The sequence below is a fragment of the Paraburkholderia kirstenboschensis genome (assembly GCF_032806925.1).
Lineage (GTDB): Bacteria > Pseudomonadota > Gammaproteobacteria > Burkholderiales > Burkholderiaceae > Paraburkholderia > Paraburkholderia kirstenboschensis.
Map to the genome: position 1 here is coordinate 1,804,619 of NZ_CP136512.1, position 23,811 is coordinate 1,828,429.

Here is a 23,811-nt window from a genome sequence, read left to right on the forward strand (position 1 = left end):
GAAGAACATGGCCGACCTTGCACCCGACACGCCCGACCTGCGGCTTGCACGCCGACCGGAAATCGGCCGCATGCCGGAAGGTTCGCAGCGCGAGCAGCGTCTGCGCGAACTGTGGGAAAGCGAACCTGGCTGGCGCGGCTGGCTCTCGACGGTGGACCATAAGCAGATCGGCCTGCGCTACATCGTCACCGCTTTTGTCTTTCTGATCGCGGGGGGCATCGAGGCGCTCATCATGCGCGTACAGCTTGCGCGGCCGAACGCACATCTGCTGTCGCCGGAGCAGTATGACCAGCTCTTCACGATGCACGGCATCACGATGATTTTTCTGTACGCACTACCAGTGCTGTCCGGCTTTTCGAACTACCTGTGGCCACTCGTGCTCGGCGCGCGGGACATGGCATTTCCACGTCTTAACGCGCTGTCATTCTGGGTCTTCCTCTTCGCGGGCATTTTTCTCTATGCGAGCTTTCCGCTCGGTCAGGCGCCCAACGCCGGCTGGTTCAATTATGTGCCGCTCGCGAGTCTCGAATACAACACCGGACCGAACATCGACGTCTACGCGCTCGGTATGGTGCTGCTCGGTGTGTCGACAACGGTTGGATCGGTCAACTTCGTCGCTACGCTACTGCGCATGCGTGCACCGGGCATGTCTATCGACCGGTTGCCCATTCTGGTCTGGGGCACGCTGACTGCGTCGGCGGCTAACCTGGTGGCGGTGCCTTCGGTCAGTCTTGCGTTTCTCATGCTGTGGCTGGACCGCCAGGTCGGCACGCACTTCTTCGACGTCACCGATGGCGGCCGGCCGATGCTATGGCAGCACATGTTCTGGATGTTCGCTCATCCGTGGGTATATGTCGTCGTGCTGCCGGCCATGGGCATCGTTTCCGATGCGCTGCCGACGTTTTGCCGCCGGCCACTCGTTGGCTACACACCCGTTGCCATCTCGACCGTCGCCACGATGATGATCGGGTTCGTGGTCTGGATTCATCACATGTTCGCGACAGGGATCGGGCCGCTCGCGCTCGCTTTCTTTGGCGCCGCAAGTACGCTGATATCGATCCCGAGCGCCGTCGCCACCTTCGCATGGATTGCAACGATCTGGCTTGGACGGCCGATCTATCGCGTGCCGTTCCTGTTTTTCGCGGGCTTCGTGCTGATGTTCGTGATTGGCGGCGTCTCCGGTGTGATGACCGCGGCGGTGCCATTCGACTGGCAGCTGACCGACACCTACTTTGTCGTGGCTCACCTGCACTACGTGCTGCTCGGCATCAACGTATTTCCCGTGCTCGGGGGCATCTATTACTGGTTTCCCAAGTTCACCGGCAGGATGACCAGTGAGCGGCTGGGCAAGTTGTCGTTCTGGGTCACTTTTATCGGCTTTAACGTCGGCTTTTTCCCGATGCACATCTCGGGCCTCCTCGGCATGCCGCGTCGGATCTATACCTACCCGGCGAACATGGGATGGGACACGACCAACATGATCACCACCGTCGGCTCGTTCATATTCGCTATTGGCATTCTCATCTTTCTGATCGACATGGCCGTGAGCCTGCGGCGCGGTGCGCCGGCCGGCGACAATCCTTGGGACGGCGCGTCGCTCGAATGGTCTGTACCGTCGCCGCCCCCGCCCTACAACTTCGCTGTCGTGCCCGTCGTGGCGAGCCGCAATCCGCTGTGGGAAGACCGGATCGGAGAGGGCGGCCGTTCAAAGCTCGATGAAGGGTTCCTGCTCGACCATGGCCGGGAGGCGCTCGGCACGACATCGCTCGATGCCAGGCCGGACATCATCCTTAAGATGCCGACAGATTCCTACGCCCCGTTTTTCCTCGGTTTGTTCAGTGCGCTGCTGTTCGTCGCCATGCTGCTGCGCACCTGGATCTTTGCGGGGGCCATGGTGGCGGCGTGCGGCGCGGCGATTCTGCTTTGGCTGTGGCCCGAGCGATTGCTGATACAGCGGGAACCGGAGCCGGTGCAGGATTCGGGAGCCGGTCATGAGTGAGCTCACGGATAGCGTGCCGGTTCTTCCTGTCGGCAGCGCAGGCAAATTATCGAGCGGCTGGTGGGGCATGATGGCGACGGTCATCACCGAAGCGTCGCTCTTCGGCTATCTGATCTTTTCATATCTGTACCTCGGCTCGCAGACCGAGATGCACTGGCCACCGGAAGGACTGCCCAAGATCGGCATCGGCGCGCTCAATACTTGTGTTCTGCTCTCGAGCAGTGTGTTCGTCTGGTTGTGCGAGCGCCTGGTGCGCCGGCGCAGAATCCGCTGGGCAGTGGCGTCGATGGCGTTGGCGATTGTTCTCGGCGTCGTCTTCGTCGGCATTCAGATGAAGGAGTGGCACGACCACCCGTACGGCATCGCGACGCATATTTACGGATCGCTGTACTTCACGATCACTGGCTTTCACGTGATCCACGTGCTAGTCGGACTTGTCGTGCTGTCTTGCCTGCTGGGTTGGACAGCGCTGGGTTACTTGACGAAAAGCGTTGTGCTGCGCTGAGAATCGGCGGCCTTTACTGGCATTTCGTCGATGTCGTATGGCTCTTTATTTTTACCACGCTGTACGTCACGCCTTTTCTTTTCTAGGAGCGCGATGATGTTAGCCGCAGAGCTTTATCAGAAGTCGCCCGCGGAGCCGGACCCGGCGACCGCGCGGCGAGCCGCCGGCAACACGTCCGCACGTCTGAACCCATATCCACGGCGTGGCGGGGCGCTGATGATGCTGTTCGGTCTGTTGGGCGCAGCCGCAGCATGGGGGTTGCAGACGGAAATTGGCGAGACGCTTGCCGCCCAGGCGTGTTTCCCGCATCGGACTGCGCTCCCGGCGCCTCAATGGCCGTGGCTGGTGCCGGCATTGAACGTGATGAGTATCGTCGCGCTGCTGGTCGGTATCGCGGGTGTGTGGGTGGCGTGGCGAAGCTGGCGGATAGCGCGCGGCGCCCGCCCCGATTCTGCTGCTTCCGAGTCCGACACAGCAGCGGGGAGAACACGTTTTCTCGCGATGGCAGGGCTCATACTCAGCCTGCTCTTTCTCGTCGGCGTGGTCACGGCGGGATTGGCCGTACTGCTCGTCTCACCTTGCAGCGCGTGGCGATGACCGATATGAAACGGATCCGGCCGCGCGCCGCGTTCACCGCCCTGGTTCTGACGCTCGCCATGATGACGGTGGTCGGGCTGTGCGCATACAGCCTTGCGCAGCCAGCTTCGCCCGACATCGATGATGCTGTTGCACTGCCAGACCCCGCGTCGATTTCGCGTGGCGCATATCTCGCGAAGCTTGGCGATTGCGCTGGCTGTCATACCGTGCCGAAGCACGGCGCGCCGTTCGCCGGTGGCCTCGCGATGGGCTCGCCGTTCGGCACCATCTATTCGACGAACATCACTCCGGACCCGCAAACCGGAATCGGCCGCTACAGCTATGCCGACTTCGAGCGCGCGCTGCGCGACGGCGTGGCCCCCGGCGGCAAGCGGCTTTACCCGGCCATGCCCTATGCGTCGTTCACCAAGATAAACGACACGGATATGCACGCCCTCTACGCGTACATCATGCATGGCGTGCAGCCGGTCGCGCACCGGCCGCCTGAAACGAAATTGCCGTTCCCGTTCAGCCAGCGCTGGGGCCTGGCCTTCTGGGATTTTGCGTTCGTACGGCACGAGCGCTTCATTCCCGACGGCAAGCACGACGCGCTATGGAATCGAGGCGCCTACATCGTGCAGTCGCTCGGCCACTGCGGCGCGTGCCACACGCCTCGTGGCCCCGGGTTCGAGGAGCGCGGCTACGACGAGTCGTCGAAGCTGTACCTCACAGGCGGAACGAACGATCACTGGTTCGCGCCGAACCTCACCGGCGACCCGGGTTCCGGACTAGGGCGTCTATCGCCGCGCGACATCGCCTCTTTTCTCAGGTCCGGCCACGGTGTGGATGTGCATGTCGTGACATTTGGCAGCATGGTGGAAGTGGTCGAGGACAGCGGGCAATATTTCAGCGACGACGACCTGAACGCGGTCGCACGATATCTTAAGAGCCTCCCCGCGCGCGAGACGTCCGGTGCTTACACGCCAAACACGCAGAAGGTACAGGAGACGGCTGTGTCGTTGAAGGCGGGTGAGGTGGAGCGCCCCGGGGCCGGACTCTATATGTCGTTTTGCGCCAAGTGTCATCAAGCCGACGGGCGCGGTGAATCACAAAAATTTCCGGCGCTGGCGGGCAATCCGGCAGTACTCGCGTCGGACACGTCGTCGCTGATCCGGCTCGTTCTCGAGGGCGGCAGCAGTCCGCAGACGTTGAATGGACCGATACATCGCGAGATGCCGGCGTTCAGGAATCAGTTCACTGACAGAGAGATCGCCAGAGTGTTGAGCTTCGTGCGCACTGCCTGGGGTAACGAGGCCCGGCCGGTTGCAACGCGCGACGTCTCGACCATGCGCAGCGAGATCAGCAAGTGAAGTCAGGGAGCGGCTCATACCCTATGCCGTCGAACATGGAGGACTATGCGCTAATGCCGTTCAATCGCACTGCCCGCCGTCGCCGGGCTCGCGAAACGTAGCTTGCGGTCGGACCGTTTAATCACTGCGCGAGCTTTGTGATGAGTGCGAGCAAGTGGCCGGGCGGCCAGCCTTTCTGCACGTAACCATCGAACACGCTGTCGGTCAGATGCCGGCGCACTTCGATTTCGTCGAACGCGGTATGGGCAACGATTGCAATACCGGTGGTACGCGTGTGGCGCCGCAGCGCGCGAGCCGCCTCATAGCCGTTGCAGTGCGGCATCGAAATATCCATCAGGATGACGTGCGGGACCCATGCAATGCCGACCTCGATTGCGTCGCTGCCGCCGAAAACAGCCCGGGACTCCAGGTCCTCCAGCGACAGATAGGCGGCCAGCGCAAGGGCCGCATTGTGGTTGTCGTCGACGACGAGCACGCGCAATCGTGCTCCATTGACCGGCACCCGGCGCGCAGTCCATGGCCGGGGTGCCCGGTCGGATAGCTTTGGAATGTTCATGAGAATGGCTCCAGTACGCCCCTATTGACGCACCGTCTGTGCCCGATGGTCCATGCTGGCACAGTGAACCTCTCGTGATCCCAGCGAGCTAAGACGGCCAACTGCAGGAGTTGCGCACTCCATTGACTCGGAGGGTAACCAGATGATGAGGGCGCGACGGAGCGGCAATGAGAGCACCGCAAAGACCGACTTTGCGGACGTCCAGCAACTCGGAGGATGAGACGCGCTCGGTGAAGCGAAGCGGCGGTACGTCCGGAAGCTCGGCACAGGCTCGTCAGTTTGAATGCGTCGGAGTGGCATCTACCGCGTCGGTCTTTTTGGGGAGCAGGCAAGGCCGGTTCGATCTCTCTATTTCGCAACCGGCCTCACCGTTCTTTGAAGAGTCGATGCCCGATGACGGCATGTCTGGGGAAGGCCATCCGTTGCGAAGCAAGCGGCTACTGTCCGCTTGCTCCCAGCGACACGTTAGAGGGGCTTCTTCCCGACCTCATCGAGGCGCGCGGTCTTGTCGGTCCCTTCCACCCGCTCGACCTCGACTTCAGTGCCACGCACTGTATCGTTGACAGTTTCAGTGCGGCTGCTCGACTCCTTGCCAACCACCACTTCCTCAACGACTCTGGCTGTCTTCGCGACCACGGCCTGCTCCGCAGTTTCGCGAACCTCGACAGAACTTTCGGTCAGATCGGCCGTAGTTGCGGGGCGGTCCACCGCTCGCCGTTCTATTGTGGCGTGCTCCTCGCGCAGGGTAACCGCTCCGCTAACGGGTGTTTCGGTGACGCGCGAATAAACGCGTACGCCTCCCGTTGACACTTCGCGTTTGCCGACTTCGAGCGATTCCTGTACGACCGGAAACGCCTGGCGTTCGGCAGCAATTTCATCGCTCGTGTATGCGGGCGCATTGCGGTCGTATCCGGCATAGCCCGCGCCGCGCCATTGTGCGACGCGCGAATCGATGTCGACAGCGCCCGCGGCATACAACGCCTCTTGCACTCTCTCCACAGACGACTCGTCATTCACCTCCACAGACAATAATGCACCGCCGCGACGTACGGCTTCCTGATAGTGGCCGGCTTCTTCCGGGCGGTCGTCGTCGCCGAAGAGCCGCTTGAAAAAATGTTCGATGCGGCCCATTGCGCCTTCGTGCTCGTGGCCAGTGACGTCTGCTGCGGGGACCGGTGTCGTCCCGAGGCCCGTATCGGTCGCGGCGGACGCGCCGAATCCTGCGTCCTGAGCATGGACGGCCATGTTCGCAGCCGCAACGCCTTCTGCTTCCAGGCGGCTCTTTGCGGCTTCTGCCTGCGCGAACGAATCGAATACGCCGATGATAGTGTGAGTCATTGCCGATCTCCCTAAAGAATGAACCAGTCCTACGCAAGTCCAAGTGGAACGCGTGTCGCCTGTCGCGCAACGACCGTTCCCAGGACGCGCTATTCGGTGTCCGTTTCTGGTTTCCACTCGCCGTCCGTGCCTTCCCGCCGCTCAATCACTAATTCTTCGGACATCAAAGTGAACTCGCGAACTGCTTCCTGCTGTGATTCGATGGTCGTTACGTGCACCTCTTCCTTCAACATGAGTTGCATTTTTACTACCGGCACATACTCGAAGACCGGAATGATGAGCGTGTCGCCTTCCTGCCGCGGCGCGTAGCGCTCATCGACGGGCCGACTGATCGGCACGCGCCGGACTTCAACGTGCTCCTGGCGCAGGGTGACGGAAACCGGTTTGGTCTCCTCCTGGATGACCTTGCGGACCCGGACTGAACCAGTCTCGATTCTGTCGACGTCAACGTTCAGTTGTTCTTGCACGGCAGTGAGGCGCAATTCGTCGGACGCATCGGGTGCGTCAGACGGCTCCGCGCGGTCGGCGGATTGCGCCTCGGGTTTGGCCGATTCAGGCATATCCATCAGTTGCCTCCAGGCGAAGCGGATGTTCAATAAGTGGTGGACGCGTGAAGGTGTGACACGGTCACCACCCGCGGCACGTGGCTGCGTGTGCCGGAAATTCTCCGGCGTCTACCGGCGATGCGAACCGGCGCGATGTCACGCGGCGCAGCAATGCAGAGGGCGCAAGGGCCGTGCCCCGTCGGCGGGATGACACACGCACCGCTTGTCAGGGAAACACGTTCATCGAGCGGTCAGCACGTTGTGTGGTTCCGCCCAACATATTGGACGGGTTGAATGGAACGGAACCGACAGCCCGCAGGTATGATGTCGCTCTGTCCAATTGACACGAATACAGGAGCGGACTTTGACCGAACAAAATGACTTGGCAACGATCCTTGAAAAAGATGAAGAAGCCGTTCTGAAAGCGTGGGTGGCCGGGCAGATGTCCGGCGGAGTGCGCCAAGGTGTCGTCTCGGAAGCTACCGTGCGCGACTCATCGCGTGCGTTTCTCGCGCTGTTTGCCAGCGCAGTCAAAAGCGCCTACGACGAGCAGTTGTCCGGAGAGGCCTGGGAAGCGGTCCGCGCTCATCTGACTGCGTTGTCCCGGGAGCGCGTGATACAAGGCTTTTCCCCGGTAGAAACTGCCACTTTCATTTTTTCATTGAAGAAGCCGCTGTTCGAAGCATTGCGCAAGTCACTCGGCAAGAACCTGGAAGCGCTCGGCGACGAGTTGTGGAAGCTTACTCAGACTCTCGACAGCCTCGGGCTCGTCACGATTGAAGCGTATCAGGCGAGCCGCCAGCAGATCATCGAGCGCCAGCAGCAAGAATTGCTGGATCTCACAACACCGGTGGTGCGCTTGTGGGACTCCATCGTCGCGCTGCCGCTAATCGGCACGCTCGACAGCGAACGTACCCAGGTCGTCATGGAAAGCCTGCTCGACTCCATCGTCGATAACGAGGCGGCGATCGCGATCATAGACATCACCGGCGTGCCGACCGTCGACACGCTGGTCGCGCAGCATCTGCTCAAGACCGTCGCGGCCGCTCGGCTAATGGGCGCGGAGTGCATCATCAGCGGGATTCGTCCGCAGATTGCGCAAACTATCGTCCACCTTGGCGTCGACCTCGGTGACGTCGTCACGAAGGCAACGCTCGCCGAAGCGCTGAAAATCGCTTTGCGACGAGTCGGCATGACGGTCACAAAAATCGCTACCGCAAAGCAGGACAACTGAGATGGAGCAGATCCCGGTCCTCAAGCTCGGCGAATTCCTTCTCGTCTCGATTCAAGTAGAGCTGCATGACGAGCTGGTGATGAGCTTGCAGGACGATTTGACGTCCCGGATCGAGCGTACGCATGCAAAAGGCGTGTTGATCGACATCTCCGCACTGGAGATCGTCGATTCTTTCATTGGCCGCACGCTGGGGCATATCGCAGCGATGGCGCGGGTAATGGACGCCACCACAGTGCTGGTGGGCATGCGGCCTGCTGTAGCAATTACGCTGGTGGAACTGGGCATGTCGTTGCACGGTATCCGCACGGCGCTCGACGTGGACAAGGGAATGGCCTTGCTGCGCAGGTCGCTCGAAGACGCGGGAGATCCCTCATCGTTACCTTAAGCGAATCCATCCTCGAGGTTCGAACGGCCGATCAGGTGAACCTTGCACGCAAGACGGTTCAGGAGTGGGCGACGCGGCTGGCCTTCGGCACGCTCGATCGAACCAAGTTCGTCACGGCGGCGAGCGAGCTTGCGCGAAACACGCTTGTGCACGGGCGAGGGGGCAAACTCACCATCTCCGAAGTCCAGCGCGACGGCCGTATTGGCATCAAGCTCGTTTTCGAAGACACGGGGCCGGGTATTCCGGATATCGAGCGGGCGCTTCAGGACGGGTTCAGCACCGCCAAAAGCATGGGACTGGGATTAGGCGGTGCACGCCGACTCGTCAATGAGTTCGACATTACGTCGACAGTGGGCGTGGGGACCAAAGTGAGCATCATTCAATGGAAACGACGCTAACCCTGGCCGACAAGAGCGGCGTGGCAGACGCGCGCAGGCGCGCGGTTCAGATGGCGCAGTCGCTCGGCCTGGCCGAAAAAGCGCAGGCCGACGCCGCGCTGATCGTCACCGAGGCGGCCACCAACATCCTCAAGTACGCGGGGCATGGCGAAATCGTGCTGAAGAGTGCCGAGGAAGGCGGCGCGAGCAGTCTCGACGTGATCGCACTCGACCGCGGTCCGGGTATCGTCAATCTCGGCGCCGCGTGTTCCGACGGATTCTCGACGGGCGGCAGCCTTGGCGCCGGTCTCGGAACGATCGCCCGTCATTCGGCGCTCTTCGACATCTATTCGGTCACCGGTAACGGCACGGCTCTGTTCGCGCGGGTTGCCGATAAGCCAGCCACAAAGCTTTCCCCCTTTCAGGTTGGCGCGAGGTCCACGCCGAAGCTCGGCCAGGACGTAAGCGGCGACGCATGGGCCGTGCGCCATACGCCGGACAGCATGTGGGTGACATTGCTCGACGGCCTCGGTCATGGGCCGCTCGCGGCGGAGGCGTCGCGCCGTGCCGTCGACGTTTTCATGGCAGCCGATCCGGTCGCACTGCCCGCGGACGTCATGCGCGACGTTCATTCCGGCATCAAGGCGACGCGCGGCGCAGTCATGGCGATTGCGAAATTCGAACCCGCAAGCGCGGTTCTGTCGTTCGCGGGCATCGGTAATATCGTGAGCGTCGTTCATACCGGCGATAGCGCGCAGCACCTGCTTTCCATGGACGGCACCGTCGGCTACAACATGCGCGCCGTTCGCCCGGGGGAAGCCCGTTGGATACCGGGCAGTGTGTTCATCGCCACCACGGACGGCCTGTCCACGCGTTGGAATCTGAGCCGCCATCCCGGTTTGACGAACCGGCACCCGAGCCTGATCGCCAGCGTGCTGCACCGCGACTTCGCCCGCGATGCGGACGACGCGACAGTCGTTGTCGTAAAGGCGATTTGACATGCGACACAGAATCCTCGCGACGCCCGTCAGTTCCAATCTGAGCCTCGTCACGGTGCGCGATCGTTCACGTCAGATCGGCGAACTGTTCGGCCTCGACAATTTGCAGCGCACGCGCTTTATCACCGCCGTCTCCGAGATAGCGTGCAACGCGGTGCAGTTTGCCGGCGGCGGCATGCTGACCTTTTTTGTCGGCGACGCCACCGATGCGGCGGAGACCCAGTGCGTGGTCGCGCAAATTAGCGACAACGGGCCGGGCATCGCGAATCTCGATGCGTTGCTGGTCGATCCCAGCGCTCGGCCGGGCGTCACGGGGGTGGGTATCCCGGGCAGTCAACGCATGATGGATGGCTTCTTTGTGCAGTCGCAGGCGGGCAAAGGTACCACCGTAACGCTCGAGATGTTCCTGCCTCGCGGCACGGCACGTCTTTCGGTGCGGGCACTCGGCGCGCTCGTCGGCCAACTCACTCAGCGCAAAGCTCAGACTCCCGTTGAAGAACTCGAGCAGCAGAACCGCGAAATGCTTCTCGCGCTCGAAGAGCTTCGTCGCAAGCGTGCCGAACTCGAGGAAGCCGATCTCCGCAAGAACGAGTTTCTCGCCATGCTGGCCCACGAGCTGCGAAATCCGTTGGCAGCCATATCGTTGTCGCTCGAACTGGAAGCGCGTGCCGGGACGAGCGAGTCCGGCCACACGTTTGCTGTGATCGCACGGCAGACTGCGCAACTGTCGCGGATGGTCGAAGATCTGCTCGACGTGTCACGGCTTACGCGCGGCAAGGTCGAACTTCAGACTGAAGTGGTACGTATCGATTCGCTTATCGACGGCGGGATCGAGATGGCTCTGGCCGAAATCAAACGGCGGGGTCACACAGTACGGATCGACTATCCAGCGGAGCTTGTCTCGGTTCGCGTGGATATCGCGCGGCTGAAGCAAGTGTTCAACAACATCATCCACAACGCGGCGCGATACACACCGCAGCCGGACACCATCGCAATCACGGTCACCAACACGGACAGCGAGGTTACGATCGCGGTTGCGGATCGCGGCATCGGGATCGATCCCGACATGCTGCCTCACGTGTTCGATCTCTTCGCCCAGGCGACGATTGGAATCGGCAGGCAGGATGCCGGACTCGGCATCGGGCTGACCGTCGTGCAGCGGCTCGTGCACGATCACGGCGGATCGGTGAGAGCGTACAGCGACGGTCCCGGCAAGGGAACGCGGGTTGTCGTGTCGCTGCCGGTCGTCGAGGCGCAGGCGACCCGCGACGATCCTGTCGACGGCGCGGAAACGCCGTGGGCGAGGGTCGAGCACAACGTGCTGGTGGTGGACGACAACCGCGATTCGGCCGATGCCCTCGCTGCGCTGCTCGACATGCATGGGCACCAGTGCAGAGTCGCATACGACGGTGCGTCGGCGCTGCAACTCGCGGAGACCTTCCCTGCGACGGTCGGCGTGGTGGACCTCGGCCTGCCCGATATGTCGGGATTCGACGTGGCGAGGGCATTGCTCGCCAAGCCCGCGTTGGGAACGCTGAAATTAATTGCTTTGAGCGGCTATTCCACTGCGCCGTTTCGGACTGAAGCAGCCGAGGCCGGGTTTAGCCACTTCTTCTCGAAGCCCGTGGCCATCGAGGAGCTTTTGCAGTTTCTGGCAAAGGGGTAATTCCACGCGTCACCGCAATCATGCTGCCGTGAAACCCGGCACATGAGCAGCTATGCCGCGCTTCACTCGCCCGCCGGCGTATGCATCATCTCCGGCAGCGGTCCGGGAGTGGACCGGGGCGTTAGAAGATGTTGCGCAGACCCACGGCGACGCCTGTCTGGTTGTTGCGGCCCGGGAAGTCCGCAGTTGCCGCGCCGGTGCCGCGGATGAAGTCGACCGTTCCATACACTTCAGTGCGCTTGGACAGCGAGTACTCGGCGAGCAGCACGCCCGAGTAGCGCGTGCCCCGGCTAAGCGTGGTTTGATCAGCGTTCAGCGCATTGCGCGAGTGGTCGTAGTAGGCCGCGGCGGTCAGCAGCAGCGGCGGCGTGACTTGCCACGTGGTGCCGAGATAGAAGCCGTCGTCGATACGATTGGTGTTGGTCACCGGCGTCGTCCAGCCTGCTGCCGGCGAGTTTGCCGCAGCCATGAAGAGGTCGACCATGCCGGTGTTGTCCTGCGCGTGCAGCCAGCCGGCGTATGCCTTGACCGTGCTGAATGCGTAGACCGCGCTCACGTTGACCACGTTGAACTTGCGGTTGTTCGCGTCGCTGTTCTGCTGGTAGCCCGCGTCGAGCGACAGGCCGCCGTACGTGTACGACGCCGTCAGGCCATACATGTTGTTCGCGCCGGTGCTGCCTGCCACGCCGCCGAAGCTGTACATGGCTTCCACATTCAAACCACCGAACTGGCCGCTGTACTTGACCGAGTTGTTCTGACGCAGTCCATAGCCGAGTGCGCCCGGCAGCCATCCATCCTGGTCGTAGTTGCCAACCGTCAGCGGGTCGTAGACGTTGCCGAGCTGATCGAACAGCGGCGTGTTCTGACGGCCGAACGTGACCATGCCGTACTTGTTGCTGGACAAGCCCACATAGGCCATCCGGTTGAAGAGCGTGCCGGAGCTCGCGAACTGGCCGTTCCAGAGATTGAAACCATTCTCGAGCCGGAAGACCGCGGATAGGCCGCCGCCCAGATCCTCGTTACCTTTCAGGCCCCAACGGCTGCCGGTGATCGGGCCGACGCCCATCGCGACTTCACTGTCGTTGTTTGCATTCGCATTGGTCAGATAGCGGATGCTGGTGTCGACGATGCCGTACAGCGTGACCGAGTTTTGCGCGAAAGCGGATTGCGCAGCGATGGCCAGAAGTGCGCCGCCGATGGCGCTCGTAATAGTCTTATTCACCGGGAATCTCCGTGTGCCTGTTTATCGAGCGAGTCGCCATGTATGGTCGGCGGCCCGCGGGGATAGCGCGTTCGTGGGCGCGGGCGCAATCATATTTCGGTTAAATTAAACGGACGCTGACTCTTTGCGAGGTGTCGTCCGCTCGCAACAGTGTTGGGGGTTGTTAGCGGTAGACCGCGAGCGTCAGTAAGTTTCCGAAAAAAAACTTTCGGCGGCTACCGGAAGGGCATTCGTTTCCGCTCCTCATTTTTTGCCGCCGCACCTGGGATCAGTTGCCTGCAGTTGGGCGCTGTTCCGGGGCAAAGCAGGCGCGCAAACGTTTGGCTAAATTAATTACCGGGTCCGAAGTATTTTACGGGGCGTGGCTCCATGCAAATAAATCCGCATGGATGTGCCGGAGGATTCTTGGGGCTGCTCCAATCGGGAAACTGCTCCGGCCTACAAAACCGGTGTCAACGTCCTACGGCGCCGTTTTCTTCGCCAGCACCAGATAATGCGCCCGACCGGTCCTGCTTTCGTCGTATTGCAGAAGAAGAGCGCCAGGCGGCACTGTCATGTCCGAAAACGATTTGATGACGCCACCGCTTCTGATCGTTCGGTCCCAGTCCGGCACTGGGCCGAGGGTGTAGAAACTGATCCCGTACGCCGGTGCGTCGCACATAACGGATGCATCCGACGCAGCTTGCGCAACATACCCACGGCATTTCTTGCTGCCGTACAAGACGGCAGCCTGAGAGGCGCCAACCATCATTGCTACGTTTGGACCGTAGGTGCCAATGGATTTCCGAACCACTACGCTCGTGAAGTTATGGTTGTTCATCCGGCTGTCCACTACTTCGTAAGTGCCGACCAATGCGTCGGTTGCCGCGCGTAGATCGGACAACTGTTGTTCCCCGGTACGGTGGTCGTGCACACTGACGCAGCTAAGCAAAGGAAAGGCTGCGCAAACCGCAGCGATATAACGAAGACGCATGATGTTTATCGGGTGGCTGGCGGCGGCGCGGTCATCATGAATGTCCTGTTGCGCCCCGGCGTTGTTATTGAAGGTTCTGCAAGCAGCAGCACATATAACGAAGGAACTTTGCTCCGCAAATCTCAAGTTGCCGCATCAGGCAGTCTCATGCATGCCGAGCGAGGTCGCATCAGAAGGGAAAAACGGAATCTGTATCGACCAGGTGTTGCTTACGTTTTGCTCGAAGATGTTGAATTTTTCGGCCCCATAAAAGTTTCCGAAAGGCGTTTTTGCTACGTCGGCCCCGTTCGCAACTGCCTGCGCACTTTGCATGAAGCCGGGAAGACCCACTGCACTGCCGGGATCTTGCGTCAGATCGATCTTCGCTCCGTTAAGGGCGTAAATGTCTTTGTCGTCAGCGTTGGGCACCTTGCTGTTGGCCCCCATCTGCCTGAACAGGCTAACGAAGCTGACGAGTCCGTCCGCTCGCTTGCTGACCGCGTCGAACTGCGCGTCCGTCAATGGGTTGCCGTCAGCGTTTGCCCAGGCCGAATAGCCGCCCACGAGGTCGCTGTGAAATGACCGGACGGCCTGAACAAGGGCTCCGTTACTGTTCATCAGGTTTTGCAGCCACGCCCGGTCACTGTCGCTTAGTGTGCCCGACGTTACCTTGATTGCGCCGTTGTCCGACTGGAAGTCGAACTGTGCATTGGCGAGATCGGGCCGCTGGAGAATGAGTTGTTGCATTTGACGACACCAGTGCCGTCGCCACCGCCTGCGCGTCCTCGCCCGTACGGGCATTGCTCTCGAGCGCCTGCTGGTACTTCGCAAGCGTTGCTGCGGCGGCACTCAGGGTGGTCTGATTTTGCAGTGCGGCGGGCTTAAGACCGTTAGCCGCCATCAGAGCCTGGGTCTCATGCGGTCGGCATACCCGGCCTTCGCCTTCAAGTCCGATTACGCGCGCAGAGGTCTCAAACCGGCGCGAACCTCCTGCGCGAACAGTTGGGGTTGCTCCCACGCCGCAAAGTGTCCGCCTTTCTCGGGACGGTTGTAATAGATGAGGTTGTGATACGCCCGCTCTGCCCAACTGCGCGGCGCCTGATAGTTCTCACGCGGAAAGACACTTATTGCGGCCGGCACCGACACGTCGGCAGCTGCAGTGAAATTGAAGTGCGACTCCCAGTAAAAACGCGCCGCGGAGATCCCCGTGTTGGTCAGCCAATAGAGCGTGATGTCGTCGAGAACATCGTCCCGTGTCATTGCGCCTGCCGATTCACCGTTCACGTCCCGACCGAACACCGCTGAGGTCAACGCCGCCGCCGGCTGCGTGTACCCGTCACCGTGATCGAGCAGCCAGCCCGCCAGGCCAATGGGTGAGTCAGAGATGCCATACAACGTCTGCGGACGGGTACCCATCTCCAGTGCGTAGGCGCGTCGCTTCATTGCCGCACTGGCGAGCTGCTCGTAGGCATGCCGTTCGTCAGCGGAAAGGTTGGGCGGGGGCGCGTCGCCCGCCTGAAGCGCTTTGACGATTTCGGGCGGCACGGTTGCGGGAAAATTCACATGGATACCTAACAATTCAGCCGGCGCCTGTTTCGCCATGACGTTGCAGACGACACCGCCGAGATCGCCGCCTTGCGCCGCGAATTTCGCGTAACCAAGATGCTTCATCAGCACCGCCCAGGCACGCGCCGTACGCTCGGGACCCCAGCCCGTTTGCGTGGGCTTGCCCGAAAATCCGTAACCCGGCAAGGACGGAATCACTAGATGGAAGGCGTCCGATGCACTCGCGCCATACGCCGTCGGATTGGTCAACGGATCGATGATCTTGAACTGCTCGATAACCGACCCGGGCCACCCATGCGTGACCACAAGCGGCATCGCGTTTTCATGTTTCGAACGAACATGGATGAAGTGGATGTCCAGCCCATCGATCTCTGTGACGAAATTCGGTAGCGCGTTCAATCTTGCCTCGACCTTGCGCCAGTCGTAATCGGTCGACCAATGACGCGCGAGTTCCTCGAGCATGGCGAGCGGTACGCCTTGAGAGTCGTCGGCGACCGTCTCACGCTCTGGCCATCTCGTCGTCTTGATGCGTCGTCGCAAGTCGCTCAGTTGCGATTCAGGTACATGCACGCGTAGCGCACGAATAGCGGTCGTGTCGCCGTCGGTCGCCTGGGCAACGTCAATGATCGGTCGATTCGTTTGCGCAAAAGCAAGCGGACTGAGCGAGCCCGCAGCAACGGCAGCCGTTGCCAAGCTGACAAAGCGGCGGCGAGATAGCGATTGCGGAATGGTGTCTGACATAGGTTCTCCGACTGGCGATGAAGCGAGGTTCACAATCAATGGCAACGCGATCGCGCGCGCCGTCTATGACGATGAGCGGGATGCGTGCGTAGTGATAGGCACAGTTGTATTGCCTGTTTCCAGGAAGTGAGGTTTCCAAGCGCATGTACCAGGGCGCTGTGTAATAGAAAGATGAACCGCGTGCGCAGGGACTGCTCGGATATCGAGCCGTGGCTACACCGCGAGTGAACTCAGCGCAGTGGAGTTTCACGAAGTCCCGCATGTGTACGCACGCTCGCACACTGCGCGGTCTGACACATCTACTGCGGGCGGATGCACTAAAAAGTAGGTGAATATGCAGTCGTGTTCCACCTGAATCTGACGGGTCAGCAGCCATTCCCGGCGGCTCCTAACATGCTTGAACGCAAACCACCCAATGTGCGGTCGTCGCATGTAGAGGGTTAATTAAAAGAAAGACATGTACGGTTAATGCGCGCGCCGTGATTAAGTCGCCATGCTTTCAGGCAAATGCGGTGCGCAGCTCGTCCGGGCCTTGCTCCTGGATCGGCTTGCCGTGAGCGACACGTCCATGAATGTGCGGAGTCGGTGTGCGATCGATCAGGTGACTCAGTAGCTCTGGACGGTTGTAGTGGTCCGCCGAGTCCCTCAACATCTTGCGTCGGTCGACCGATCTTGCTATCGACGGAGTTATCCGGTAACAAACGCGCCGTCGGCCTAACCCGCCCGCGTCACTCGCAAATCAGCCGGTGTTTGCACTGCCGATTGAGAGCCCACAACCGGCGCCGCGGCCGGCGGAATCAGCTTGCCTCGCAGCAGCAAGGCAAGCGTCTTGACCGCCAGAATCGCGACGATCACATTGGCCAGAATGAACAGAACCGGTGCGGCCCATTCGACTGCACCTGTTGTGCCTCGTTCGACCATACGCAGCGCCATCGTCGGTAAAGCGGCGACACCGAAGCTGAAGGCCCAGTAACCAGGGACGAAAGCCTGTTGACGAATCCACGGCAGCAACCGCCACAGCAACAACCCCTGATAAAGGCCATAACCGAGCAGGATCAGCGCGAACAGATCAGGCGTGCCGCTCGTCAGGCCAAGGTAAGTCACGCCACCCACCACCGGCGGCGCGAGCTGAATGCCGAGGGTCGGACGCAGTGCTTCAGGCAGGGGTTCATGCACGGCTGCACGATGCAGAATCAGCGATTCGATGGCAAGCCAGGACAGCAAGCCCGCACCGAAGAATAGCCCGGCCAGTTGATGAAAACCGAAGGCCGCCGCCGCCGTGCCCGCAACGAAACTCGGCGCCACGGTCGGCAGGTAAATAGCCGGCGTGACGAGTTCCGGCTTGCGTCCGCCTTGCCAGAGTCGTCCATGCAGATACACGCCGAGTGCCAGTTGCGCGACCACGGCAACGCCGAACAGCGCGAGCGCCAGGCGATATGCGTGCGGCTGCAAAAGCTGCGCGGCCAGCATGCTCGACACCGGTCCGAGCGCCGCGAACGACGACTGCACGGGATGCTGCATGTCCGCACGAGCCTCGGCAGTGCGGGTCAGCCACTTTTGCCCGTAGGCGACGAGAATGGCGAGCCACACGACTAACGCGGCCACCGTCGTCAAGATTCCGATGGCGGCCGGCAAGTGCCATAGCCTGATCGCCACGCGCCACAGGTTGGCGAGCGCCAGCGCGCCCACCGCGATCCCGAAGAATGCAACTGGTACCGAGCCACGATTGCTGTCCATCACCGATCCTCCAGAAGTTGCGTCGCGCTCCGCTGTTCCGGTTTCGCGCGATCGATGACGTACTGTAGAACCCGGCCCGCAAATACTGAACGCTGGGCGCGCTCAACAAATTGCGCAATCGTCTCAAGATGCGCTGCAGCCTCGCCTAAAACCCGTACAACTCAGCCGGATTATCGACGAGTATCTTGCGGCGAACCTCGTCGCTTTCCGTTACCTGCATCGTCCAGTCGAGCATGCACGCGTCGTCGGGCACGGGCTTTACGTTCGGATGCGGCCAATTCGATGCCCACACGCCGCGCTCCGGAAAACGCGTCGAGAGCGTGCGCACGAGCCACGACACGTCGTCGAAATCAGGCGCGCCGTTGCGCGAGCTTTCATATGGGGCGGACAGCTTGATCCAGCAACGCGGACCGTCGAGCAGGCGGCACAATGACGCGAACCCGTCGCTTTCCGGTGTGACCGGCGCGAGAAACTTGCCGAGATGATCGATGACGAGATTCGATGGCAAGCTCGCCAGCAGCGCTTCATGATCAGGCAGCGTGTGGCCGTCGAGTTGCAGGTTGATATTCCATCCCATCGGTGCGATGCGCGCCGACATAGGCTTGAGCCCATCCCACGGCAGCACGCCGCCCGGAAGCATCATGAAACGCACGCCACGTATGCCGGCGTCGTGCAGGCGCTGCAATTCGTCATCGCTGACGTCGGGCGGCACGACCCCGACGCCACGCGCACCGTTGCCGAGCTGCGCAATGGCCGCGAGCGTGCAGCGGTTGTCGAAGCCGTACCCCGTCGGCTGCACGACGATCGCGCGCGACAAACCGAGCGCGCGCTGCACTTCGCGATATGCCGAAGCAGGTGCCGGCGGCGGCGTGAACGTCGCGCTCGCCGCGAGCGGATAGCCTTCCTCGTACACGTGGATGTGGCAATCGCACGCGCCTTCGAAATCGATCGGACGGGTCATCGGGCGTCCGTCGGCATTGCAAAGCCCCAGACGCGAAATGCGTGCGCCGCATTCACCGCGCCGGCGGGCATGCGGCCCTGAAACAGTGCTTCGGTTTGCGCGACGGTTTCCACCGATTGATGCTCGATGGCGCCCGGCGTCAGCCCGCCGATATGCGGCGTCGCGATCACGCGCGAATGTGCCGCCAACACGGGCGATGGCATCTGATCCGCTGCGCGGCCCACGTCGAGCGCGCATCCTGCCAGATGACCCCGCTCCAGCGCGGCGAGCAGAGCGGCGTCGTCGACGAGTTCGCCGCGCGCCGCGTTGATGAAGTACGCGCCAGCTTTCATTGCAGCGAAGGCTTGCGCATTCATGAGGTTCGCTGTCTGCGGCGTGGCGGGCGCAAGGCATACGACGAAGTCCGACTCGGCGAGCAGATCGTCCAGGCCGACCTGCTGCACGCGCGCATCGTCGATCGTCGCAAATGGATCGGACACGATCACGCGCATGCCGAAGGCCGAAGCGAGAGGGCACAGGTAGCGCGATATCTGCCCATAACCGATCACGCCGAACGTGCTGCCGCGCAACTCGCGGCCCATCTTCGGAGCAGGTGCTTCATGCCGGTGATACGCCTGCGCATACGAGGTCGTTCCTCGCGCGAGATCGAGCATCGCGCCGATCACCCACTCCGACACAGCCGGTACGAAGCCTGCGCTCGCCTGCGTGACGAGCACGCCGAGTTCGCTCGCGGCATCTATATCGATGGTGCGGATATCCACCGCGCAGCGCACGAAGGCGGCCAGCTTCGGCAGCGCTTCGAACAACGCGCGCGGCGCGGGCGTCTGCCGGTAAGCGATGATGACATCGGCATCGCGCGCGGCGTCGACGAGTTCGGTGAGCGTCAGCTCGCGATCTTCGGGGTTGTACGTGGCGTCGGCGAACTTCGCGAGCGCCGCCGCCGCGCGCGCGCCGAAGTAATGATCCAGCATGTGCCGGGGATGACTCACGAATACCTTGTTCATGTCCTTATCCTGTCTTTCTGGCTTGCTTCGCTTTCGCCGCAGTTTTGCCCGGGCGCGCGACCGATTCGCGCTCCACGAGCGTGATATCCCCGAAGAGCGCCTGCTCCGATGCGGGCATGGGTTCGTCGTGCGGACGCATCGCTCGCTCGACCATCGCGGCGGCCATCGCCGGCACCGGAAGTTGCACGGTCGTGAGCGCGGGGTTCGAGATCGCCGCGAGGAAATGCCCGTCCATGCCGACGATCGATACGTCTTCCGGCACGCGCAATCCGCACTCGCGCAAGCCTGCCATGAGGCCGAGCGCCATCAGGTCGTTGACCGCGACGATGCCGGTCGGGCGCGCGCCGTCTTGCGAGAGCAGGCGCGCGAGCGCGCGGCCGTTCTCCGCGATCATCGAATCGCCGTATTCGTTCACCGGGCCGCTGTCGAGCACGCGCGCCTCCTCTGCTAGCCCTGCCTCCTGTGCTGCCGAGAGAAACCCGTTGATCTTGTCGCGGCGGCTCATCGTCACGCCGGTCAACGTGGCGAAGGCGAGCCGCGTGTGGCCGTGCGCGATCAGATGGCGCGTCGCGATGCGCGCTGCTTCGAAGTTGTCCGGCGTGACGTGTTCGACGCGCGTCGTCTCCCCTTCGGTCGCGCGGCGGTCGTAGCTGACGACAACCATGCCGCGTTCGACGGCGGTTTCCAGATGGCGCTCGTTCGCAAGCGACGAGATCACGATCACACGCCGCACGCCTTGCGACAGCAGATCTTCGAAGAACGACGCTTCCTTCGCCGGATCGCGATACGTGTTGCCGATCATCACGCGATAGCCGTAGCGCTCCTGTGCGTACGTTTCGACCTCACGTGCGATATAGCCATACATCGGATTGGCGATGGACGGCACCAGCAGTCCGATGAGCGGCGTCTGTCCCGTCTTGAGCTGACGTGCGAGCGTGCTCGGCCGATATTGCAGCGAATTCATCGCGGCCTGCACGCGCGCGAGCGTTTCCTGGCGCATCTGGTCGGTGCGGCCGTTGAGCACGTTCGATACCGTGCTCACGGAAACACCGGCCTCGCGGGCGACATCCTGAATGGTGCTCATAAGGTTTTGCATCTGCCGGCTACAGGCCGAGCCGGGTCGGCAACCACAACGAAAAAGATGGCACCAGAATCAGCACCACCAGTGCAATGCACAGCACCAGCAGATATTTGAGCATAGGACGCGCAACGGCCTTCATTTCCGTGCCGGTGATGGCGCAGGTCGCAAACAGGCCAAGGCCGACCGGCGGCGCGAACAAACCCAGTCCCATCGCGACGACGATCACCGTGCCGAAATGCAGCGGGTTGATGCCGAGCTGTGTGGCGATCGGGGTAAGGAGGGGCCCGAAGATGATGAGCGCCGGCGCGCCTTCCAGCACCGCGCCGAACACGATCATGATCAGCACGGAAAGCAGCAGGAACATCGTCGGGCCGTATTGATGCGCGAAGGCGATCATCGAATCGGAGACGAGCGCCGGAATCTGCTCGATGGTCAGCGCGAACGACACGCTGGAGGCCGCCGCGACGATGAACAGAATGCTGCTCGCCATCGATGCCGAACGCACGATTACCCGTGCGACCGATTTCGGCGTGAGCTCGCGAAACGCCAGCCAGCCGACGATAAGCGCATAGACCACGGCGAATGCGGACACCTCGGTCGACGTCGCGATGCCCGACGTCACGCCCTTGCCGATCATGGTGATCATGACGAGCGCGACCAGCGCGCCGCCGAGCAGCGGCATCCACGCGCGAGGATTGGTGAGCGCATCGGCGAGATTGATGCGGCGCCCGAAAATCACCGCGACGATCGCCAGCGCCACGGCAAGCACCGCGGCCGGCACCACGCCCGCGAGGAACAGGCCCGCGATCGAAATGTTCGCGACGAAGCCCATGATGATCATGTTCACGCACGGCGGAATGGTTTCGGCCATCACGGCGCTGCAGGCGAGCAACGCTGCGGCTTCGTTCGGATCTTCCTTGCTCTGGCGCACAGCCGGCATCACGACACCGCCGACCGCCGCGATATCCGCAAGCTTTGAACCGGACACACCCGAGAAGAAGGCCGTGGCCATGATCGTGATGAGGCCGAGCCCGCCACGCACGCGCCCGAAAATTCGCAGCAGTAGTTCGATGAGGCGCGACGACATGCCATTGGTTTCCATCAACAGGCCGGCTAATACGAAGAACGGAATTGCGAGCAGCACGAAATGGTCGGTGCCGGCCATCACTTGTTGCGAATAGACGAGCATCGGCAGGGACGGTTCCGCGAGGAAGTACAGCAGCGCCGAGAACGCGAGCACGAAGCCGATCGGCACGCCGAGCACCAGTGCGCCGACGAAGCCGGCCATCAGCAGGAAGCCGGGCTTGATCGCGTGAGCGGGCACGAACGCGTTCCACGCGAACACGGCCGCCGCGAGCAACAGGCAGCCTATCAATGTGCCGAGCACGGTCTTGCGTGCGCCGTTCACCGCGTTGGCGAGCGCGAACACCGCCATGACTACGCTGCCAATGACGAGCGGATACACGTTGATCCACGCGCGGAGTCCGCTCGGCGTCATCTGACCGTACGAATCGACCAGCAGCAGGCACGACGACACGCACAGATTGCCCGCGACGCCCACGATCACCCAGTGCCCTACATGAACGAGCGCGGGCTGCCAGCGCCTTGGCAGCATGCCGCGAAACAGGTCGACGCCGACGTGCTGGCTGCGCGCAAGCACCGTGGCGGCGCCGAAGAACACCAGCACGATCAGCAGCGCGCCGGCGACTTCCTCGGCCCAGTCGAAAGGATCGTGCAGAAAGTAGCGGTAGATCACGGAGAGGAACACCACGAGCACATCGGCCGCGAGCACGGCCGCGCACAGGTATTCGATCCAGCGCATGAGACGTGCGAGGCCGCGCGCGAGCATGGTCTCATGGCCGAAGCCCGGTGCGGCGAGTTGCGTTTCCGGTCCGGGCGTCGCGGAGAAAGTGGTCATGGTGTGCCTGCCTCGTTAGCCGCGCGCTGCGGCGATGACGGTGAAGAGCGGCGCGGTCGAGGGATACTGCTTCGAGAAGCTCGCGTACAACTGCGACTGCATCTCTCCGCGCGCGGTGTCGCGGTCGGCTTTCGACATCGGATAAAACGTCATGCCGCGCTTTTTCAACTCCTGCTCTGCGCGGGCCGCCGTCTGGATGGCTGCGACGCGCTGCTTCACGGTCGCGTCTTGCGCGGCTTTCTGGAACGCGGGGCGCAAATTCTCCGGAATCTTCGCCAGCGCGCGGCGGCCCATCGCGACGACGAGCGGGCTGAAGACGTGCTGCGTTTGCCAGCACGACTTCACGACTTCGTCGTACTTGCTCGCGAGCACGGTCGCGCAGTCGTGCTCGAAGCCATCCACGACACCTGTCTGCGCGGCCATGTACAACTCGCCGATGGGAATGGGCGTCGGTACAGCGCCCATCAGCTTGAAGGTTTCCATGAAGGCGGGCGTGGGCAGCACGCGCAGCTTCACGCCCTTGATATCGGCAAGCGATTGAGTGGGCTTCTTCGTGAAGACGTTGCGCGCGCCGAACGAATAGCCCCAGGTGACGACCGAGCAGCCCGCACGCTGTTGCAGCATCGTGTCGAACGACTTGCCGACGGTGCCGTCCATGGCGCGCCCGACATGGTCGAAGCTGTCGAACACATAGCCGAGATCGAGCATGCCGAGCTCCGGCAGCACGGTCGCCCAGATCGACGAGCCGGTGACCATCATGTCGACCGCGCCGACCTTCACCTGCTGAACCACGTCGCTTTCCTTGCCCAACTGGTTGTTCGGGAAATAGTCGATTCGAATCTGATCGCCGACGCTCGCTTTCAGGTTCGCAGCGAGGTTTTGATACCACACGTAATGCGCGGCGTTTTCGTTCGGAGGCATCGACGATGACAGCCGTAACGTGGCCGCGGGCTGGGCGCGCACGATCGCGGGAAAGCCCGCGCCCGCGGCGGCGAGCGAGGCTGCCGAGGCCGTCTGTAGGAACCGTCGCCGGGAAATGGAATGCATGGTGTTGTCTCCTGGATGCCGCTCTAAGGGCGG

General features: G+C 62.1%; 21 protein-coding genes and 1 pseudogene. 9 read left to right on the forward strand and 13 right to left on the reverse strand.

Going from position 1 to position 23,811, the window contains the following annotated elements:
* The first annotated feature begins 7 nt into the window (after window positions 1–7).
* The 4 genes and pseudogenes from ctaD to RW095_RS16910 all read left to right on the forward strand — a co-directional run bounded on the left by ctaD (window position 8) and on the right by RW095_RS16910 (window position 4,450).
* Window positions 8–1,999: a cytochrome c oxidase subunit I gene (gene ctaD / locus RW095_RS16895; RefSeq protein WP_317017082.1), complete on the forward strand. Its 1,992-nt coding sequence runs from the start codon at window positions 8–10 to the stop codon at window positions 1,997–1,999.
* Window positions 1,992–2,590, forward strand: a pseudogene (locus RW095_RS16900) (cytochrome c oxidase subunit 3). The gene ctaD and the pseudogene RW095_RS16900 overlap by 8 nt, the downstream one beginning before the upstream one ends.
* Window positions 2,591–2,597: 7 nt before the next feature.
* Window positions 2,598–3,101 carry a hypothetical protein gene (locus RW095_RS16905; RefSeq protein ID WP_317017083.1) on the forward strand — a complete coding sequence of 168 codons (504 nt, stop codon included), beginning with the start codon at window positions 2,598–2,600 and terminating at the stop codon, window positions 3,099–3,101.
* Between the two features lie 5 nt (window positions 3,102–3,106).
* Window positions 3,107–4,450: a c-type cytochrome gene (locus RW095_RS16910; protein ID WP_317019872.1), complete on the forward strand. Its 1,344-nt coding sequence runs from the start codon at window positions 3,107–3,109 to the stop codon at window positions 4,448–4,450.
* 121 nt (window positions 4,451–4,571) lie between these two features.
* Here the strand turns inward: RW095_RS16910 and RW095_RS16915 are convergent, their stop codons facing one another.
* From RW095_RS16915 to RW095_RS16925, 3 genes are all read right to left on the reverse strand, one after another.
* Window positions 4,572–5,006, reverse strand: coding sequence for a response regulator (locus RW095_RS16915; RefSeq protein WP_317017085.1), 435 nt, complete (start codon window positions 5,004–5,006; stop codon window positions 4,572–4,574).
* A 465-nt stretch (window positions 5,007–5,471) separates the two neighbouring features.
* Window positions 5,472–6,344, reverse strand: coding sequence for a YsnF/AvaK domain-containing protein (locus RW095_RS16920; protein ID WP_317017086.1), 873 nt, complete (start codon window positions 6,342–6,344; stop codon window positions 5,472–5,474).
* 89 nt (window positions 6,345–6,433) lie between these two features.
* The gene (locus RW095_RS16925) at window positions 6,434–6,910 is read right to left on the reverse strand and encodes a YsnF/AvaK domain-containing protein (RefSeq protein ID WP_317017088.1); all 477 of its coding nucleotides are present in this window, start codon (window positions 6,908–6,910) and stop codon (window positions 6,434–6,436) included.
* Window positions 6,911–7,253: 343 nt separating this feature from the next.
* Here RW095_RS16925 and RW095_RS16930 point away from each other — a divergent pair, with 343 nt between their 5' ends.
* The 5 genes from RW095_RS16930 to RW095_RS16950 are packed head-to-tail and all read left to right on the forward strand — an operon-like array spanning window position 7,254 to window position 11,549.
* On the forward strand, window positions 7,254–8,123 hold the full coding sequence (locus RW095_RS16930; protein ID WP_317017089.1) for an STAS domain-containing protein: 870 nt from the start codon (window positions 7,254–7,256) through the stop codon (window positions 8,121–8,123).
* 1 nt (window position 8,124) lies between these two features.
* The gene (locus tag RW095_RS16935; protein ID WP_020066792.1) at window positions 8,125–8,508 is read left to right on the forward strand and encodes an STAS domain-containing protein; all 384 of its coding nucleotides are present in this window, start codon (window positions 8,125–8,127) and stop codon (window positions 8,506–8,508) included.
* 35 nt (window positions 8,509–8,543) lie between these two features.
* On the forward strand, window positions 8,544–8,906 hold the full coding sequence (locus RW095_RS16940) for an anti-sigma regulatory factor (RefSeq protein WP_020066791.1): 363 nt from the start codon (window positions 8,544–8,546) through the stop codon (window positions 8,904–8,906).
* Window positions 8,891–9,883, forward strand: coding sequence for an ATP-binding SpoIIE family protein phosphatase (locus RW095_RS16945; protein ID WP_317017092.1), 993 nt, complete (start codon window positions 8,891–8,893; stop codon window positions 9,881–9,883). The genes RW095_RS16940 and RW095_RS16945 overlap by 16 nt, the downstream gene beginning before the upstream one ends.
* Window position 9,884: 1 nt before the next feature.
* Complete coding sequence (locus RW095_RS16950; protein ID WP_317017093.1) at window positions 9,885–11,549, forward strand: ATP-binding response regulator; 1,665 nt, start codon at window positions 9,885–9,887, stop codon at window positions 11,547–11,549.
* 121 nt (window positions 11,550–11,670) lie between these two features.
* On the opposite strand, the gene RW095_RS16955 is transcribed toward RW095_RS16950, so the two are convergent.
* The 10 genes from RW095_RS16955 to RW095_RS17000 form a co-directional block, all read right to left on the reverse strand.
* Window positions 11,671–12,771 carry a porin gene (locus RW095_RS16955; RefSeq protein ID WP_317017095.1) on the reverse strand — a complete coding sequence of 367 codons (1,101 nt, stop codon included), beginning with the start codon at window positions 12,769–12,771 and terminating at the stop codon, window positions 11,671–11,673.
* Between the two features lie 460 nt (window positions 12,772–13,231).
* Window positions 13,232–13,870 carry a hypothetical protein gene (locus RW095_RS16960; protein ID WP_317017096.1) on the reverse strand — a complete coding sequence of 213 codons (639 nt, stop codon included), beginning with the start codon at window positions 13,868–13,870 and terminating at the stop codon, window positions 13,232–13,234.
* A gap of 9 nt (window positions 13,871–13,879) precedes the next feature.
* Entirely contained in the window at window positions 13,880–14,470 is a 591-nt protein-coding gene (locus tag RW095_RS16965) for a hypothetical protein (protein WP_317017098.1), read from the reverse strand.
* Between the two features lie 207 nt (window positions 14,471–14,677).
* Window positions 14,678–16,030, reverse strand: coding sequence for an epoxide hydrolase family protein (locus RW095_RS16970; RefSeq protein WP_317017100.1), 1,353 nt, complete (start codon window positions 16,028–16,030; stop codon window positions 14,678–14,680).
* A 714-nt stretch (window positions 16,031–16,744) separates the two neighbouring features.
* The gene (tehA, locus tag RW095_RS16975) at window positions 16,745–17,767 is read right to left on the reverse strand and encodes a dicarboxylate transporter/tellurite-resistance protein TehA (RefSeq protein ID WP_317017101.1); all 1,023 of its coding nucleotides are present in this window, start codon (window positions 17,765–17,767) and stop codon (window positions 16,745–16,747) included.
* 145 nt (window positions 17,768–17,912) lie between these two features.
* A complete protein-coding gene (locus RW095_RS16980; RefSeq protein WP_317017103.1) occupies window positions 17,913–18,728 on the reverse strand; it encodes an amidohydrolase family protein in 816 nt (271 codons plus the stop codon).
* A complete protein-coding gene (locus RW095_RS16985) occupies window positions 18,725–19,732 on the reverse strand; it encodes a hydroxyacid dehydrogenase (RefSeq protein WP_317017104.1) in 1,008 nt (335 codons plus the stop codon). Before RW095_RS16985 ends, RW095_RS16980 begins: the two co-directional genes overlap by 4 nt.
* 4 nt (window positions 19,733–19,736) lie before the next feature.
* Entirely contained in the window at window positions 19,737–20,816 is a 1,080-nt protein-coding gene (locus RW095_RS16990; RefSeq protein ID WP_317017106.1) for a LacI family DNA-binding transcriptional regulator, read from the reverse strand.
* A 19-nt stretch (window positions 20,817–20,835) separates the two neighbouring features.
* Window positions 20,836–22,731, reverse strand: a complete 1,896-nt coding sequence (locus RW095_RS16995) for a TRAP transporter large permease (RefSeq protein WP_317017107.1) — start codon at window positions 22,729–22,731, stop codon at window positions 20,836–20,838.
* A 15-nt stretch (window positions 22,732–22,746) separates the two neighbouring features.
* Window positions 22,747–23,778 carry a TRAP transporter substrate-binding protein gene (locus RW095_RS17000; protein ID WP_317017108.1) on the reverse strand — a complete coding sequence of 344 codons (1,032 nt, stop codon included), beginning with the start codon at window positions 23,776–23,778 and terminating at the stop codon, window positions 22,747–22,749.
* Window positions 23,779–23,811 lie beyond the last annotated feature (33 nt).